11 protein-coding genes are annotated in these 16,366 nt (G+C 68.9%); 8 read left to right on the forward strand and 3 right to left on the reverse strand.

Features of this window, described 5'->3' with window-relative positions:
• The first annotated feature begins 16 nt into the window (after positions 1-16).
• The 4 genes from metH (at position 17) to ABT254_RS09730 (ending at position 8,141) form a co-directional block, all read left to right on the forward strand.
• Positions 17-3,532 carry a methionine synthase gene (gene metH, locus ABT254_RS09715; RefSeq protein ID WP_351466165.1) on the forward strand — a complete coding sequence of 1,172 codons (3,516 nt, stop codon included), beginning with the start codon at positions 17-19 and terminating at the stop codon, positions 3,530-3,532.
• A 198-nt stretch (positions 3,533-3,730) separates the two neighbouring features.
• The gene (locus ABT254_RS09720; RefSeq protein WP_351466167.1) at positions 3,731-4,426 is read left to right on the forward strand and encodes an HAD family hydrolase; all 696 of its coding nucleotides are present in this window, start codon (positions 3,731-3,733) and stop codon (positions 4,424-4,426) included.
• Between the two features lie 462 nt (positions 4,427-4,888).
• Positions 4,889-6,493 (forward strand): ABC transporter substrate-binding protein, encoded by a 1,605-nt coding sequence (locus ABT254_RS09725; RefSeq protein WP_351466170.1) that lies wholly within the window; start codon positions 4,889-4,891, stop codon positions 6,491-6,493.
• 67 nt (positions 6,494-6,560) lie between these two features.
• Positions 6,561-8,141, forward strand: coding sequence for an ABC transporter substrate-binding protein (locus tag ABT254_RS09730; RefSeq protein WP_351466173.1), 1,581 nt, complete (start codon positions 6,561-6,563; stop codon positions 8,139-8,141).
• A 70-nt stretch (positions 8,142-8,211) separates the two neighbouring features.
• Here the strand turns inward: ABT254_RS09730 and ABT254_RS09735 are convergent, their stop codons facing one another.
• Positions 8,212-8,883 (reverse strand): response regulator, encoded by a 672-nt coding sequence (locus tag ABT254_RS09735; protein WP_099927643.1) that lies wholly within the window; start codon positions 8,881-8,883, stop codon positions 8,212-8,214.
• Positions 8,884-9,202: 319 nt separating this feature from the next.
• Complete coding sequence (locus ABT254_RS09740; protein WP_351466175.1) at positions 9,203-10,147, reverse strand: RecB family exonuclease; 945 nt, start codon at positions 10,145-10,147, stop codon at positions 9,203-9,205.
• A gap of 174 nt (positions 10,148-10,321) precedes the next feature.
• On the opposite strand from ABT254_RS09740, the gene ABT254_RS09745 reads away from it, so the two are divergent.
• The 3 genes from ABT254_RS09745 (at position 10,322) to ABT254_RS09755 (ending at position 13,524) form a co-directional block, all read left to right on the forward strand.
• Entirely contained in the window at positions 10,322-11,794 is a 1,473-nt protein-coding gene (locus ABT254_RS09745) for a site-2 protease family protein (RefSeq protein WP_351466178.1), read from the forward strand.
• A 38-nt stretch (positions 11,795-11,832) separates the two neighbouring features.
• Entirely contained in the window at positions 11,833-12,732 is a 900-nt protein-coding gene (locus ABT254_RS09750; protein ID WP_351466181.1) for a tRNA (adenine-N1)-methyltransferase, read from the forward strand.
• A gap of 222 nt (positions 12,733-12,954) precedes the next feature.
• A complete protein-coding gene (locus tag ABT254_RS09755; RefSeq protein WP_351466184.1) occupies positions 12,955-13,524 on the forward strand; it encodes a hypothetical protein in 570 nt (189 codons plus the stop codon).
• A 57-nt stretch (positions 13,525-13,581) separates the two neighbouring features.
• On the opposite strand, the gene ABT254_RS09760 is transcribed toward ABT254_RS09755, so the two are convergent.
• Positions 13,582-13,887 (reverse strand): ferredoxin, encoded by a 306-nt coding sequence (locus tag ABT254_RS09760; protein WP_351466187.1) that lies wholly within the window; start codon positions 13,885-13,887, stop codon positions 13,582-13,584.
• A gap of 557 nt (positions 13,888-14,444) precedes the next feature.
• Between ABT254_RS09760 and arc the strand changes: the two genes are divergently transcribed.
• The gene (gene arc / locus ABT254_RS09765; RefSeq protein ID WP_099927637.1) at positions 14,445-16,211 is read left to right on the forward strand and encodes a proteasome ATPase; all 1,767 of its coding nucleotides are present in this window, start codon (positions 14,445-14,447) and stop codon (positions 16,209-16,211) included.
• Positions 16,212-16,366 lie beyond the last annotated feature (155 nt).

Raw genomic sequence — 16,366 nt, forward strand, 5'->3', positions numbered from 1 at the left:
CTAAGGGAGCCCCTTCATGGCCTCGTCGCCACTGACCCCTTCCGCCGACAGCCGGACCCGTGTGTCCGCGCTCCGTGAGGCGCTCACCACCCGAGTGGTGGTCGCCGACGGAGCCATGGGCACCATGCTGCAGGCGCAGGACCCCACGCTGGACGACTTCCAGCAGCTGGAGGGCTGCAACGAGGTCCTCAACGTCACCCGCCCCGACATCGTCCGCTCGGTGCACTCCGCGTACTTCGACGCGGGCGTGGACTGCGTGGAGACCAACACCTTCGGTGCGAACCTCACCGCTCTCGGCGAGTACGACATCCCCGAGCGCGTCGCCGAGCTGTCCGAGGCCGGCGCCCGTATCGCCCGTGAGACGGCGGACGAGTTCGCCGCCCGCGACGGCCGGCAGCGCTGGGTGCTCGGATCGATGGGCCCCGGCACCAAGCTGCCCACCCTCGGTCACACCACCTTCAACGCCATCCGTGACGCCTACCAGCAGAACGCCGAGGGCCTGCTCGCCGGCGGCGCGGACGCGCTGCTCGTGGAGACCACCCAGGACCTGCTGCAGACCAAGGCCTCCGTGCTGGCCGCCCGCCGGGCGATGGAGACCGCCGGATACGAGGTCCCGCTGATCGTGTCGGTGACGGTGGAGACGACCGGCACCATGCTGCTCGGCTCGGAGATCGGCGCCGCACTGACGGCCCTGGAGCCGCTCGGCATCGACATGATCGGCCTGAACTGCGCGACCGGCCCGGCCGAGATGAGCGAGCACCTGCGCTACCTGGCCCGCCACTCGCGCATCCGGCTGTCCTGCATGCCCAACGCGGGCCTTCCGGTCCTCGGCAAGGACGGCGCCCACTACCCCCTCACGGCGCCGGAGCTCGCCGACGCACAGGAGACCTTCGTCCGCGAGTACGGCCTCTCCCTGGTCGGCGGCTGCTGCGGCACCACCCCCGAGCACCTGCGCCAGGTCGTCGAGCGGGTCCGTGACCTGGCCCCCACCGAGCGCAACCCCCAGCCCGAGCCGGGTGCCGCCTCCCTCTACCAGACGGTGCCGTTCCGCCAGGACACCTCGTACCTGGCGATCGGCGAGCGCACCAATGCCAATGGCTCCAAGAAGTTCCGCGAGGCCATGCTGGCCGGCCGCTGGGACGACTGTGTGGAGATGGCCCGCGACCAGATCCGCGAGGGCGCCCACATGCTGGACCTGTGTGTGGACTACGTCGGCCGGGACGGCGTCGCCGACATGGAGGAGCTGGCCGGCCGCTTCGCCACCGCCTCCACCCTGCCGATCGTGCTGGACTCCACCGAGGTCGACGTCATCAGGGCGGGCCTGGAGAAGCTCGGCGGCCGCGCGGTCATCAACTCCGTCAACTACGAGGACGGCGACGGCCCCGAGTCCCGCTTCGCGAAGGTCACCAAGCTGGCGCAGGAGCACGGCGCCGCGCTGATCGCGCTGACCATCGACGAGGAGGGCCAGGCCCGTACGCCGGAGAAGAAGGTCGAGATCGCCGAGCGGCTGATCGAGGACCTGACGGGCAACTGGGGCATCCATGAGTCGGACATCCTCATCGACACCCTGACCTTCACCATCTGCACGGGTCAGGAGGAGTCCCGGGGGGACGGCATCGCCACCATCGAGGCGATCCGCGAACTCAAGCGCCGCCACCCGGACGTGCAGACCACGCTGGGCCTGTCGAACATCTCCTTCGGCCTCAACCCGGCCGCGCGCATCCTGCTCAACTCCGTCTTCCTCGACGAGTGCGTCAAGGCGGGCCTGGACTCGGCGATCGTGCACGCCTCGAAGATCCTGCCGATCGCCCGGTTCAGCGAGGAAGAGGTCACCACGGCCCTCGACCTCATCTACGACCGCCGCAGCGAGGGCTACGACCCGCTGCAGAAGCTGATGGCCCTGTTCGAGGGCGCCACCGCGAAGTCGCTGAAGGCCGGCAAGGCCGAGGAGCTGGCCGCCCTCCCGCTGGAGGAGCGCCTCAAGCGCCGCATCATCGACGGCGAGCGCAACGGCCTGGAGGCCGACCTCGACGAGGCTCTCCAGACCCGCAAGGCCCTCGACATCGTCAACGAGACGCTCCTGGACGGCATGAAGGTCGTCGGCGAGCTGTTCGGCTCCGGCCAGATGCAGCTGCCGTTCGTGCTCCAGTCCGCGGAGGTCATGAAGGCCGCGGTCGCCCACCTCGAACCGCACATGGAGAAGTCGGACGCCGAGGGCAAGGGCACCATCGTGCTGGCCACCGTGCGCGGGGACGTGCACGACATCGGCAAGAACCTCGTCGACATCATCCTGTCCAACAACGGCTACAACGTGGTCAACCTCGGCATCAAGCAGCCGGTCTCCGCGATCCTGGAGGCCGCCGAGGAGCACCGCGCCGACGTCATCGGCATGTCCGGACTCCTGGTCAAGTCCACGGTGATCATGAAGGAGAACCTGGAGGAGCTCAACCAGCGCGGCCTGGCGGCCGACTTCCCGGTCATCCTCGGCGGCGCGGCCCTCACCCGCGCCTATGTCGAGCAGGACCTCCACGAGCTCTACGAGGGCGAAGTCCGCTACGCCCGCGACGCGTTCGAGGGCCTGCGCCTGATGGATGCGCTGATCGGCGTCAAGCGCGGCGTGCCCGGCGTGACGCTGCCGGAGCTCAAGCAGCGCCGGGTGCGCGCGACTTCGGCCGTCGAGGTGGAGGAGCGCCCGGAGGAGGGCCACGTCCGCTCCGACGTCGCCACCGACAACCCCATCCCCACCCCGCCCTTCTGGGGCACCCGCGTCATCAAGGGCATCCAGCTCAAGGAGTACGCGAGCTGGCTCGACGAAGGCGCCCTGTTCAAGGGCCAGTGGGGCCTCAAGCAGGCCCGCACCGGTGAAGGACCGACGTACGAGGAGCTCGTCGAGACCGAAGGCCGGCCGCGGCTGCGCGGTCTGCTGGACCGGCTGCAGACCGAGAACCTGCTGGAAGCCGCCGTGGTCTACGGCTACTTCCCGTGCGTCTCCAAGGACGACGACCTGATCATCCTGGACGAACAGGGCAACGAGCGCACCCGCTTCACCTTCCCGCGTCAGCGCCGTGGCCGCCGGCTGTGCCTGGCGGACTTCTTCCGCCCCGAGGAGGCGGGGGAGACCGACGTGGTCGGCCTGCAGGTCGTCACCGTCGGCTCGCGGATCGGCGAGGAGACGGCCCGTATGTTCGAGGCCAACGCCTACCGCGACTACCTCGAACTGCACGGCCTGTCCGTCCAGTTGGCGGAGGCGCTCGCCGAGTACTGGCACGCGCGCGTGCGTTCGGAGCTGGGCTTCGCCGGCGAGGACCCGAGCGAGATCGAGGACATGTTCGCCCTGAAGTACCGCGGCGCCCGCTTCTCCCTCGGCTATGGAGCCTGCCCGGACCTGGAGGACCGCGCCAAGATCGCCGACCTGCTGGAGCCGGAGCGCATCGGCGTCCACCTCTCCGAGGAGTTCCAGCTGCACCCGGAGCAGTCCACCGACGCGATCGTGATCCACCACCCCGAGGCGAAGTACTTCAACGCCCGCTGAGTAACCCCGGCGGAAAGGGTCCCCCGACGGCACATCGGCGCACGTCAAGGCGGCCCCCGGCGGTATACACGATGTGCCCCGGACCACGCCGGATAAACGAGGCGCTTCGGCCGCAACAGTCGTACACTGGTCGGTCCACTGCAGGCCGGTTCCCCGCGCGGGAACCGGCCTGCTCGCCCCTCAAGGAGGTGCGCCCGGATGACCAGTACGGTCCCCGCGCTCGGAACCCGTACGGCCGAAGGCTCAGCCCTGCAGGCCGTACTCCTCGACATGGACGGAACCCTCGTGGACACCGAGGGCTTCTGGTGGGACGTCGAGGTCGAGATCTTCGCCGGCCTCGGCCACACCCTGGACGACACCTGGCGCCATGTCGTGGTCGGCGGTCCCATGACCCGCAGCGCGGGGTTCCTGATCGAGGCCACCGGCGCCGACATCACCCTCGCCGAACTGACGGTGCTGCTCAACCAGGGCTTCGAGGACCGCATCGACCGCGCCCTGCCACTGATGCCGGGCGCCGCCAGGCTGCTCGCCGAACTCTCCGAGTACGAGATCCCCACCGCCCTGGTCTCCGCCTCCCACCGGCGCATCATCGACCGCGTGCTCAGCTCCCTCGGCCCGCAGCACTTCGCCCTGTCGGTGGCCGGCGACGAGGTGCCGCGCACCAAGCCGCACCCCGACCCGTATCTGACCGCGGCCGCCGGACTGGGCGTGGATCCGGCCAGATGCGCGGTCGTCGAGGACACCGCCACCGGTGTCGCGTCGGCCGAGGCGGCCGGCTGTCATGTGGTCGTGGTGCCCTCGGTGGCCCCCATCGCCCCCGCCGACCGGCGCACGGTCGTCAGCTCCCTCGAAGACGTCGACCTGGCATTTCTGCGCGGATTGATCACGCTCTGATCACCCACTGATCGCCACTCGATGACGGAAATGCGCTGAGCGTTCACCCAGCGTGCAGAACTGATAGGACATGAATTCCCAGGGCTGGTGTACGAGAGAATTCGCAGCGCGGGGATGGCCCAATTCCGGTGCTCATCCCTGCCATTGGGAATGTGAGGTTCCCCACTCACCCGGGCCTCGACAGGTCGTGCGGGCTGTGCTCTTCGCCCCGTTTCGGGGTGCGAGGACGTGCCCTTGTGTCCCGATTGATGGAACGCTGCACGAATCCTTCCCCGGTCGGGTTTTCGGTCTGTCCGCAACCGGTTTCGCTGCGTGATGGGGCCTCAACTCCGGTGACCGCGAACCGCCCTGCTGGTGCGGACTAATCTCGTCGCGAGAACCATCGCCTCTACCCCCGTGATCCGCCGCGACACCCCTGCATGCCGGATACACGGACCTGAACAGCTCTGGAGAAACACGAGCATGAACCGCAAGACTTTGGTGCTGCCGGCCGTGGTCGGCCTGCTCGCACCCGTGCTCGCCGCCTGTGGCAGTTCCGACAGCAGCGGCAGCGGCGGGGACGCGATCGCCGTCGGCACCACGGACCGGTTCACCGCCACGAAGGACGCACCCGCGCCGCTCGATCCGGCGTACGCGTACGACGTCGGCACCTGGAACATCCTGCGCCAGACCGTGCAGACCCTGATGATCCAGCCGAAGGGCGAGGGCGACCCCGTGCCCGAGGCCGCGCAGAGCTGCGGCTTCACCGACTCGGGCAACGAGCGCTACGCGTGCACGCTGCGCGACGGCCTGAAGTTCTCCAACGGCGACAAGATCACCGCGGCCGATGTGAAGTACTCCATCGACCGAGCCCGCGCCATCAAGGCCGACTCCGGTGTCTCCGCCCTGCTCAACACCATCGACACCGTCGAGACGCAGGGCGACAACCAGGTCATCTTCCACCTGAAGACCGCGGACGCCACCTTCCCGTACAAGCTGTCGACTCCGGTCGCGGGCATCGTCAACCCCGCCGACTACGAGAAGAACAAGCTGCGCGACGGCTTCGACGTCGACGGGTCCGGCCCGTACACCCTCTCCGCCGACGTCAAGAACGACGAGATCGTCAAGGCCACGTTCACCAAGAACCCCAACTACAAGGGGACGCTGAAGGTGAACAACTCCAAGGTCGACATGATCTCCTACGCGGACGCCGACGCGATGGGCAAGGCCCTCGACAAGGGTGACATCGACGTCATGACCCGCACCATGGCGCCGGAGCAGATTCAGAAGCTGTCCGCCGGCACGGACAGCAACGAGGACCTGGTCGAGATGGCAGGTCTGGAGATCCGCTACCTCGCCTTCAACACCAACGCGCCGACCGTGAAGAACAAGGCCGTCCGTCAGGCGATGGCCCAGCTGATCAACCGCGGCGAGATCGTCGCCAAGGTCTACGGCACCCAGGCCGAGCCGCTGTACTCGCTGGTCCCGGCGAGCATCACCGGCCACTCCAACTCGTTCTTCAACAAGTACGGCGACCCCAGCACCGCCAAGGCCAAGGCCCTGCTGACCGCCGCCAACATCACCACCCCGGTGAAGCTGACGCTGCACTACACGACCGACCACTACGGCTCGGCCACCAAGAAGGAGTTCGAGGTCCTTCAGAAGCAGCTCAACGACAGCGGACTGTTCGACGTCGACGTCCAGGGCGCGCCCTGGACGACGTTCGTGCCGGCCGAGCGCAAGGGCAAGTACGACGTCTGGGGCATGGGCTGGTTCCCGGACTTCCCGGACGCCGACAACTACCTCGCGCCCTTCCTCGACAAGGACAACTTCCTCAAGTCGCCCTACCGCAACAGTAAGATCATCAACACGCTGATCCCGGCGTCCCGTCGTGAGGCCGACCGCCTCGCGGCCTCCTCCAACCTGACCGAGATCCAGGACATCGTCGCCGACGACGTCCCGATCCTGCCGCTGTGGCAGGGCAAGCAGTACGTCGCCGCCCGCGGTGACGTTACGGGGACCGCGTACGCGCTCAACTCCTCCTCGACCCTGCAGCTGTGGGAGCTCGGCCGTGGCGTGAGCGGCTGATCTCTCTCGTCCCCGGGGCCGGGGAGCGTGGCCCCGGGGTTCCGAATTCGACGAGAAGGCACAAGCAGTGAACATGCGTAACCAGTGGCCGGTCCTGCCCGTAGTGGCGGGGCTGGCCTCCGGCCTTTTGACCGGCTGCGGAACGGGCGGCTCGGACGCAGGGGGGACCGGCTCGGCCGTCGTCATGGGGATGTCGGACGACGTCCTGGCCACCGACCCCGCCTCCGGTTACGACCCGGGTTCCTGGCTGTTGTTCAACAACGTCTTCCAGTCGCTGCTCAGCTTCCCCGACGGAGGCACGGAGCCCGAGCCGGAGGCCGCCAAGTCGTGCACCTTCACCGACACGTCCACCAAGGTCTACCGGTGCACCCTCAAGGACGGCCTCAAGTTCAGCAACGGTGACTCGCTCACCTCGAAGGACGTCAAGTTCTCCTTCGACCGCATGCTCAAGATCAACGACGCTGCCGGTCCCGCCATCATGTTCCCCATGCTGGACAAGGTCGAGACGCCGGACGCCAAGACCGTCGTCTTCCGGCTGAAGGTGCCCGACGCCACCTTCCCGAGCAAGATCGCCTCCGGTGCGGGCTCCATCGTCGACCACAACCAGTACGACGGGAACAAGCTGCGCAAGGACGGCCAGGCGGTCGGCTCCGGCCCGTACAAGCTGGACTCGTTCGGCGACGACAAGGCCGTCTTCTCGGTCAACGGCAACTACCGGGGCAACGCGAAGGCGAAGAACTCCGGCGTGACGCTGAAGTTCTTCCACGGCGACCCGTCCTCCCTGAAGAAGGCGCTGCTCGACGGCACGGTCGACATCGCCTACCGGGGCCTGAGCGCACGCGACATCGCCGACATCCAGAACGCCGACAACAACTCCAAGGCCGAGGTCGTCGAGGGCAGCAGCGCCGAGGTCCAGCACCTGGTCTTCAACATGAAGGACCCGGTCACCGGGAAGCTGGGCGTGCGCAAGGCCATCGCCTACCTGCTCGACCGCGACGCCCTCATCAAGGACGTCTACCAGGGCACGGCCACCCCGCTGTACTCGATCATCCCGGCGGGTATCGCAGGCCACAACACGGCCTTCTTCGACACCTACGGTGCCAGCCCCTCACCGGCCAAGGCCGCCGCCGCCCTGAGGAACGAGGGCATCACCGGCAAGGTCAAGCTGACCCTCTGGTCCACCCCTTCGCGCTACGGCCCGGCCACCGACCAGGAGCTGAAGGCGATCGCGGGACAGCTCAACGCCAGCGGCCTCTTCCGGGCCGACGTCAAGTCCGTGGCCTTCGACCAGTACGAGAAGGACATCGCCAAGGGCAAGTACGGCGTGTACGTGAAGGGCTGGGTGCCCGACTACCCGGACGCCGACAACTTCACGGCACCCTTCTTCGGCCGGGGCAACGTGCTGAGCAACAACTACAGGAACAGCATGATCACCGGCACCCTCATCCCGCGCACCGCCGCCGAGAGCGACCGCGCCGCGACCGACAACGACTACGGCAGGCTGCAGGACATCGTCGCCGACCAGCTGCCCGTCCTCCCGGTCTGGCAGGCCAAGCAGTACGCGGTCACCCGCGAGAACGTCTACGGCCTCGAGTACTGCCTCGACGCGTCGACGGTCTTCCGGTTCTGGGAACTCAGCAAGGGCTGAGCGACGGCGGTACGCAGACGAAGGGCGCCCCCAGCGCGAGAGGGCGCCCTTCGTGTCGTACCGGCTGCCGCTACTGCGCGCCGGGCCGCACCAGCCCGCTCTCGTACGCGTACACCGCGGCCTGCACCCGGTCACGCAGCCCCAGTTTCGTCAGCACATGCCCCACGTGCGTCTTGACGGTGGTCTCGCTGACGAACAGATCGGCGGCGATCTCCGCGTTGGACAGCCCGCGGGCCACCAGCTTCAGCACCTCCACCTCGCGCTCGGTCAGCGTGTGCAGCGTGTCCGGCACGGGCTCGTCCCCGGAGGGCAGATGCGTGGCGTACTTGTCCAGCAGCCGCCGCGTGATGCTCGGCGCCAGCATGGCCTCACCGCCCGCCACCACCCGGATCGCCTGCACCAGCTCGTTGGCCGGCGCGTCCTTCAGCAGAAAGCCGCTGGCACCCGCCCGCAGCGCCTCCACCACGTACTCGTCGAGGTCGAACGTGGTCAGCACCAGCACCTTCGCCGGGCCGTCCCGCCCGGGCCCGGTGATCTGCCGGGTCGCCTCCACCCCGTCCATACGGGGCATACGGATGTCCATCAGAACCACATCGGGCTGTAGCGCACGCACCTGGTCGAGTGCCTGCAGTCCGTCACCGGCCTCCCCGACGACCGCGATGTCCTGCTCCGCCTCCAGGATCATCCTGAAGCCGGTACGCAGCAGCGGCTGGTCGTCGACCAGTAGGACGCGGATGGCCACGTGAGTCTCCTTCGCTAGTCCGGCCCCATTCTGCCCTGCGAGACGCCCGCGGACTCGGCCGCCCTCGGAGCCGACGACAAACCCCCCTGCGCGGCATCGCACGGCACACCGGCCCGGCGCATTGCTGCCTCGTCGGAGTGGCTGCCTCCCTTTTCGGCTTCGGTTGCCCGCGCCCGCGGGGCGGTGCCGCCTGCGCCCACCGGTGCCGCCCTGGCGGCACGACTGCCCGCGGACGGCACGGCACGGCAGAGCAGGCCGGGGCCGGCGCGGAGGCGTGCCCGGTGTGTTGCCGGACCGTCCCTCGGGCGCAGGACGGGGGTTATTCGCCGGCTCCGAGCGGCAGTGGGTACGGCGGGGGAGTGCCGCCGAATTCCGGGCAGTGTGCCTGGTGGTCGCACCAGCCGCACAGCTTGGTGGGGCGCGGGCGCCAGTCCCCCGACTCCGTGGCCTGGCGGATCGCCTCCCACAGCGCGAGCAGCTTGCGCTCGACACGCTCCAGGTCGGCGAGGACGGGGTCGTAGGTCAAAACGTCCCCGCTGCCCAGATACACGAGCTGCAGCCGCCTCGGCACCACGTTCTTCAGCCGCCACACCACGAGGGCGTAGAACTTCATCTGGAACAGCGCGCCCTCGGCGTACTCCGGCCGCGGCGCCTTGCCCGTCTTGTAGTCGACGATCCGCACCTCGCCCGTGGGCGCCACGTCCACCCGGTCGATGATCCCGCGCAGCATCAGTCCCGAGTCCAGCTCGGCCTGCACGAACAGCTCCCGCTCGGCGGGCTCCAGCCGGGTCGGGTCCTCCAGCGTGAACCAGCGCTCGACGAGCTGCTCCGCCTCGCCCAGCCAGCGCGCCAGCCGCTCACCCTGCGGATCGTCCTCGAACAGCTCCACCACTTCCGGCCGGCTCTCCCGCAGCCGGTCCCACTGCCCGGGGATCAGGGACTTGGCGCGCGGCGCGGTCCGCTCCGCGGCCGGGGCGTCGAAGAGCCGCTCCAGCACCGCATGCACCAGCGTGCCCCGGGTCGCCGCCTCGCTCGGCTTCTCGGGCAGCCGGTCGATGACACGGAACCGGTAGAGCAGGGGGCACTGCATGAAGTCACTGGCCCGCGAGGGCGACAGACTGGCGGGCGCTATGGCGACGCGCGGGCTCGTGCCCGCCGTCTCGACCGGCGGCGCCGCTTCCGCCGGCTCCACCGCCACCGGCGCATCCGCCTGCGCCACCTCGCTGCTGGGGGCCTTGCCCGCGCCCTCCGTACTCGTCTCCATGCCCCAGACCATACGGCCCGCCACTGACAGTGACCCGCCCGCGGCCGTGACAGCTGCGACGCCTGGGGAAAGAGAAGGGGTGCCGGAGCGGAACGCCTCCCGACGGCCGCATACCATCGACCCGAGACCCTTCCGCCCGGTAGGCGCGGAAGACGCTTCGAACGAGGGGACATCGTGGACGAGAGCGGCGGGAGCGGGCAGCCGCGGCCCGGCACCGAGGAGCCGGCCGAGCACCACGCAGGGTCGGCGGCCCCGTCCGCCCCCGAGCCCACCCCGGCCGGCCAACAGCCCCCGACGGCCGCGGAGGACAACCCCGCGCCGGACGACGGCACCAACCCCGCGCCCAGCGAGGGCGAGAACCGGCCCGCCGCAGATGACACGCCCGCCCCGGAAAAGAGCCCCGCGGAGGGCCACGCGGCGAACGGCCCGGCGGACGACCGCACCTTCGCCCACTCCGGCACCGCCAAGAACCGCCCGCCCAAGCGCCCCCGGGAACCCGGCGGCGGCCTCCTCATGGGCCGCCCCTTCGGCGTGCCCGTGTACGTCGCGCCCAGCTGGTTCCTCGTCGCCGCCCTGATCACCTGGGTCTTCGGCGGCCAGCTCGACCGCGTCCTGCCCGAACTCGGAGCCGCCCGCTACCTCGTCTCCCTCTTCTTCGCCGTCGCCTTCTACGCCTCCGTCCTCGTCCACGAGCTGGCCCACACGGTCGCGGCCCTCCGCTTCAAACTCCCCGTCCGCCGCATCCAGCTCCAGTTCTTCGGCGGCGTCTCGGAGATCGAGAAAGAGGCCGAGACACCCGGCCGCGAATTCGTCCTCGCCTTCGTCGGCCCGCTGCTCTCCCTCGTCCTCGCCGGCCTCTTCTACGTCGCCCTGCAGCCCGTCGAGCCCGGCACCGTCCCCGGCGTCCTGCTGGCCGGCCTGATGATCTCCAACCTCATCGTGGCCGCCTTCAACCTCCTGCCCGGCCTGCCCCTCGACGGCGGCCGGATGCTCCGCGCCGTCGTCTGGAAGATCACCGGCAGACCCATGAGCGGCACCATCGCCGCCGCCTGGGTCGGCCGCGCCCTCGCCGTCTCCGTCCTCATCGGCCTCCCGCTGCTCACCCAGTCCGGCGCCCTCGGCACCACCGCCGAGGACAGCGTCGGCATGGACACCGTCACCGACGCCCTGCTCGCCGCCATCCTCGCCGCCATCATCTGGACCGGCGCCGGCAACAGCCTCCGCATGGCCCGCCTCAGGGAACACCTGCCGGAACTGCGCGCCCGCAACCTCACCCGCCGCGCCGTCCCCGTCGAGACCGACACCCCCCTGTCCGAGGCACTGCGCCGCGCGAATGCCGCGGGCGCCCGCGCCCTCGTCGTCGTCGACCCCGAAGGCAACCCGCTCTCCCTCGTCCGCGAGGCCGCCATCGTCGGCGTACCCGAACACCGCCGCCCCTGGGTCGCCGTCAGCGGCCTCGCCCAGGACCTCACCGACGGCATGCGCGTCTCCGCGGAACTCGCCGGCGAAGACCTCCTCGACGTCCTGCGCGCCACCCCCGCCACCGAATACCTCGTGGTCGAGGAGACCGGCGAGATCTACGGCGTGCTGTCCGCCGCCGACGTCGAGCGCGCCTTCGTGAAAGCCATGGCCAGGCCCTCGTCCTAGTGGTCGGCGGCCCCTGTAAACCCCGGTAGTCTGTTCACATGTCCGAACCGACCGGTGCCGCCCGCAGGCGCGGGCCCTTCAAGGTCGGGGACCAGGTTCAGCTGACCGACCCCAAGGGCCGCCACTACACGTTCACGCTCGAGGACGGGAAGAACTTCCACACCCACAAGGGTTCCTTCCCGCACGACGAACTGATCGGCGCTCCCGAGGGCAGCGTTGTCCGCACCACCGGGAACGTCGCCTACCTCGCGCTGCGCCCCCTGCTCCCCGACTACGTCCTGTCCATGCCCCGCGGGGCAGCCGTCGTCTACCCGAAGGACGCGGGGCAGATCCTCGCCTTCGCCGACATCTTCCCCGGCGCGCGCGTCGTGGAGGCCGGCGTCGGCTCGGGCTCGCTCAGCAGCTTCCTGCTGCGCGCCATCGGCGACCAGGGCATGCTGCACAGCTACGAGCGCCGCGAGGACTTCGCGGAGATCGCTCAGCAGAACGTCGAGCGCTACTTCGGCGGCCCGCACCCCGCCTGGCAGCTCACCGTCGGCGACCTCCAGGACAACCTCTCCGACACCGACGTCGACCGCGTCATCCTCGACATGCTCGCCCCCTGGGAGTGCCTGGAGGCCGTCTCCAAGGCGCTCGTCCCCGGCGGCATCCTCTGCTGCTACGTCGCCACCACCACCCAGCTCGCCCGGACCGTCGAGTCCATCCGTGAGATCGGCTCCTTCAACGAGCCGACCGCCTGGGAGACGATGATCCGCAACTGGCACATCGAGGGCCTCGCCGTCCGCCCGGACCACCGGATGATCGGCCACACCGGCTTCCTGCTCACCGCCCGCCGCCTCGCCGACGGCGTCGAGCCGCCCATGCGCCGCCGCCGCCCCGCCAAGGGCGCCTACGGCGAGGACTACGCCGGCCCCAACGCCGACGGAGGCGGCCGCTGACGCGGCCGCACACCGCACCCAACGAAAGGGCGCTGCCGCCGAGTTCCCGGACATCATCCGCAACTCGGCCGCAGCGCCCTTCTGTTGACACCACCCCACAAACCGAACAAACCCGGCATCACTCATTCGAGGAACCGAACACCCCGCCGTTCCCCCGCACTGTGACGTGTGGCACGATGCAGGCCACCCCCACCGGCACAGCCCTCACAGGAGACACTCCTAGTGCAGCAATCCGCCGTCCCGGAACTGGCACACACGCACACCCGCCCCATCCACTGGGTCGCCACCGCCGCGGCCGTCTCGGGCGTCATGGCCCTCTCCTCGCTGCTGCAGCCCAACTCCGCGACGGCAGCCCAGCCGGCCGGCCCCCGGGCTACCGCCCGCACGGCCACGGCTCCCAGTACCGCGGGCGTCGACTTCCCCCTCACCTGCGGCCCGGTCAAAGCGGTCGTGCAGAAGAAGGCCACCGGGGACCTCGACGGCGACGGAAACCCCGAAACCGTGGCCGTCGTGCACTGCGACGCCCCCATGGGCACCCCGCCCGACGGCGTGTACGTCCTCACCCGCGGCAGGGACGGCAAGCCGCGGGTGGTGGCGACCCTGCTCGCCCCCAAGACCGGCGACACCGTCGGCGCCTTCGCCGTACGCGACGGAGCCGTCACGGCGACGCTGCTCGGCTACTCGTCCGACGATGTGCCCCGCTGCTGCCCGGACGTGACGCAGAGTGCCAAGTGGCAGTGGAAGAACGGCGCGTTCACGCGCTCCACGCCCGCAGGTTCGCACAGCGTCTGAGGCGGACCGCCCGCCGTGTGAGAAAACAGACAGATGTGACGGCCCGTGACTACCCGGTCACTCCGCGTCCGGGCCGTAGACCTCGATCTTGTCCGAAACCCGACGCACATGGATGCAGTCGCCCGGACACTCCTTGGCGGAGTCCACCACATCCGTCAGAAGTGGCAGCGGGACAGGGGTCGTGGCGCCCGGGGCCTGCAGCAGCTCGTCGTCCGCGCCCTTCACATAGGCCAGGCCGTCGATGTCCAACTCGAACACCTCCGGCGCGTACTGGGCGCAGATTCCGTCGCCGGTACACAGGTCCTGGTCGATCCAGACCTCCAGCTCCTCGCCGCCGGTCGCGACCTCCTGCTGCACGCTCATGTCTCCTGCCGTTCGGCTGTCGAGCCGGCGAGAAATCGGGCCGGCTCTGACGGGTGCTGACCGACTCGACCCTACCTCCGGCCGCCTCTCCGTCCTGTTCGGCGGTACTCCGGGTTTCAACCGGCCCGCGCGTCCCGCCCGGGCCGGAGCCCTCGAACACCTCTTCGCCCGGTGTGTGATCCTCCCGACATCGACCGAAGGGAACCTCCTGCATGGCCGAAAACCGTCGTACGAGTCTGCCCTGTGGATCGCGTCACGCCACCGGGGCACGGCGCAGCCCCAGGGCCCGCCGCACGCCACGCACCGAGCCGCCGCGCTCCTGTTCGCAGGTGCGCGGCGTGGACAACTAGGCTCGACCCCGATGGGTGTTGAACACTCCATCGCCGACTACTGCCTGCTTTCGAAGGTTGATGAATGGGTATTCCCCTGGCGTGAGGAACGGCGCAAGGGGCAAGATCGGACACGCCCCTACCGTCTTTGTGATCTAGGGGTTTCAATCGACACCCACCCAGGTAGGGTCTGGAAGCGTCCAGCTCCCCTTGGAGGAGGTGAGGACCGTGGCAGCCCACGACGACGACATGAACCGCGGCATCCGCCCGGGACGAGGGTCCGACGACCCGGCCGGGCAGATTGCCTACCTTGAGCAGGAGATCGCCGTCCTGCGACGCAAGCTCGCCGACTCTCCGCGACACACGAGGATTCTCGAAGAGCGGATCGTCGAGCTGCAGACCAACCTGGCCGGCGTGTCCGCCCAGAACGAGCGACTCGCCAACACGCTCCGTGAGGCCCGCGACCAGATCGTGGCCCTCAAGGAAGAGGTCGACCGGCTCGCACAGCCGCCGGCCGGCTTCGGAGTCTTCCTCACGGCGAACGAGGACGGCACGGCCGACATCTTCACCGGAGGCCGCAAACTCCGCGTGAACGTCAGCCCCAGCGTCGACCTCGAAGAACTGAGGCGCGGCCAGGAAGTAATGCTCAACGAAGCGCTCAACGTGGTCGAGGCCATGGAGTTCGAGCGTGTCGGGGACATCGTCACCCTCAAGGAGATCCTCGAGGACGGCGAACGCGCCCTGGTGCTCGGGCACACCGATGAGGAGCGGGTGGTACGGCTCGCCGAGCCACTGCTGGACGTGAACATCCGCCCCGGTGACGCCCTGCTGCTCGAACCCCGTTCCGGCTATGTCTACGAGATCGTTCCGAAGAGCGAGGTCGAGGAACTCGTCCTCGAAGAGGTTCCCGACATCGGTTACGAGCAGATCGGTGGACTCGGCGGCCAGATCGAGGCCATCCGCGACGCGGTCGAGCTGCCGTACCTCTACCCGGACCTGTTCAAGGAGCACGAACTGCGGCCGCCCAAGGGCGTCCTGCTGTACGGGCCCCCCGGATGCGGAAAGACGCTCATCGCCAAGGCCGTCGCCAACTCGCTGGCCAAGAAGGTCGCCGAGGTCACCGGCCAGGCCGCCGGCAAGAGCTTCTTCCTCAACATCAAGGGCCCCGAGCTCCTCAACAAGTACGTCGGTGAGACCGAGCGGCAGATCCGCCTCGTCTTCCAGCGTGCGAGGGAGAAGGCCAGCGAGGGCACCCCGGTCATCGTCTTCTTCGACGAGATGGAGTCCCTCTTCCGCACCCGAGGCTCCGGTGTCAGCTCGGACGTGGAGAACACCATCGTCCCGCAGCTGCTCGCCGAGATCGACGGTGTGGAGGGCCTGCAGAACGTGGTCGTGATCGGCGCCTCCAACCGCGAGGACATGATCGACCCCGCCATCCTGCGCCCCGGCCGCCTCGATGTGAAGATCAAGATCGAGCGCCCCGACGCCGAAGCCGCCAAGGACATCTTCGGCAAGTACCTCACCGAACGCCTCCCTCTGCACGCCGACGACCTCGGCGAGCACGGCGGCAGCAAGACGACCACCGTCGAAAGCATGATCCAGACGGCCGTCGAACACATGTACGCGGAATCCGAGGAGAACCGCTTCCTGGAGGTCACCTACGCCAACGGTGACAAGGAAGTCCTCTACTTCAAGGACTTCAACTCCGGCGCCATGATCGAAAACATCGTCGGCCGCGCCAAGAAGATGGCGATCAAGGACTTCCTCGACCACAACCAGAAGGGCCTCCGCGTCTCCCACCTCCTCCAGGCATGCGTGGACGAGTTCAAGGAGAACGAAGACCTCCCCAACACCACCAACCCGGACGACTGGGCCCGAATCTCCGGAAAGAAGGGCGAACGGATCGTCTACATCCGCACCCTCATCACCGGAAAGCAGGGCGCCGACACCGGACGCTCCATCGACACGGTGGCGAACACCGGTCAGTACCTGTAAAAAACAGGGCGGCTGCGGGTGCCCTCACCGGGTACCCGCAGTCGACTGTTTTTCAGGCCAAGACCGCAACAAGAGGCGCGCAAGGCAATGACGCAAATGATCTCCCCACCAGCGCAAAGCCGTTCTAGGCTCTTCGGTACCGCCGAGTCGCGCAG

The organism is Streptomyces sp. NPDC001137 (assembly GCF_040298885.1).
GTDB lineage: Bacteria > Actinomycetota > Actinomycetes > Streptomycetales > Streptomycetaceae > Streptomyces.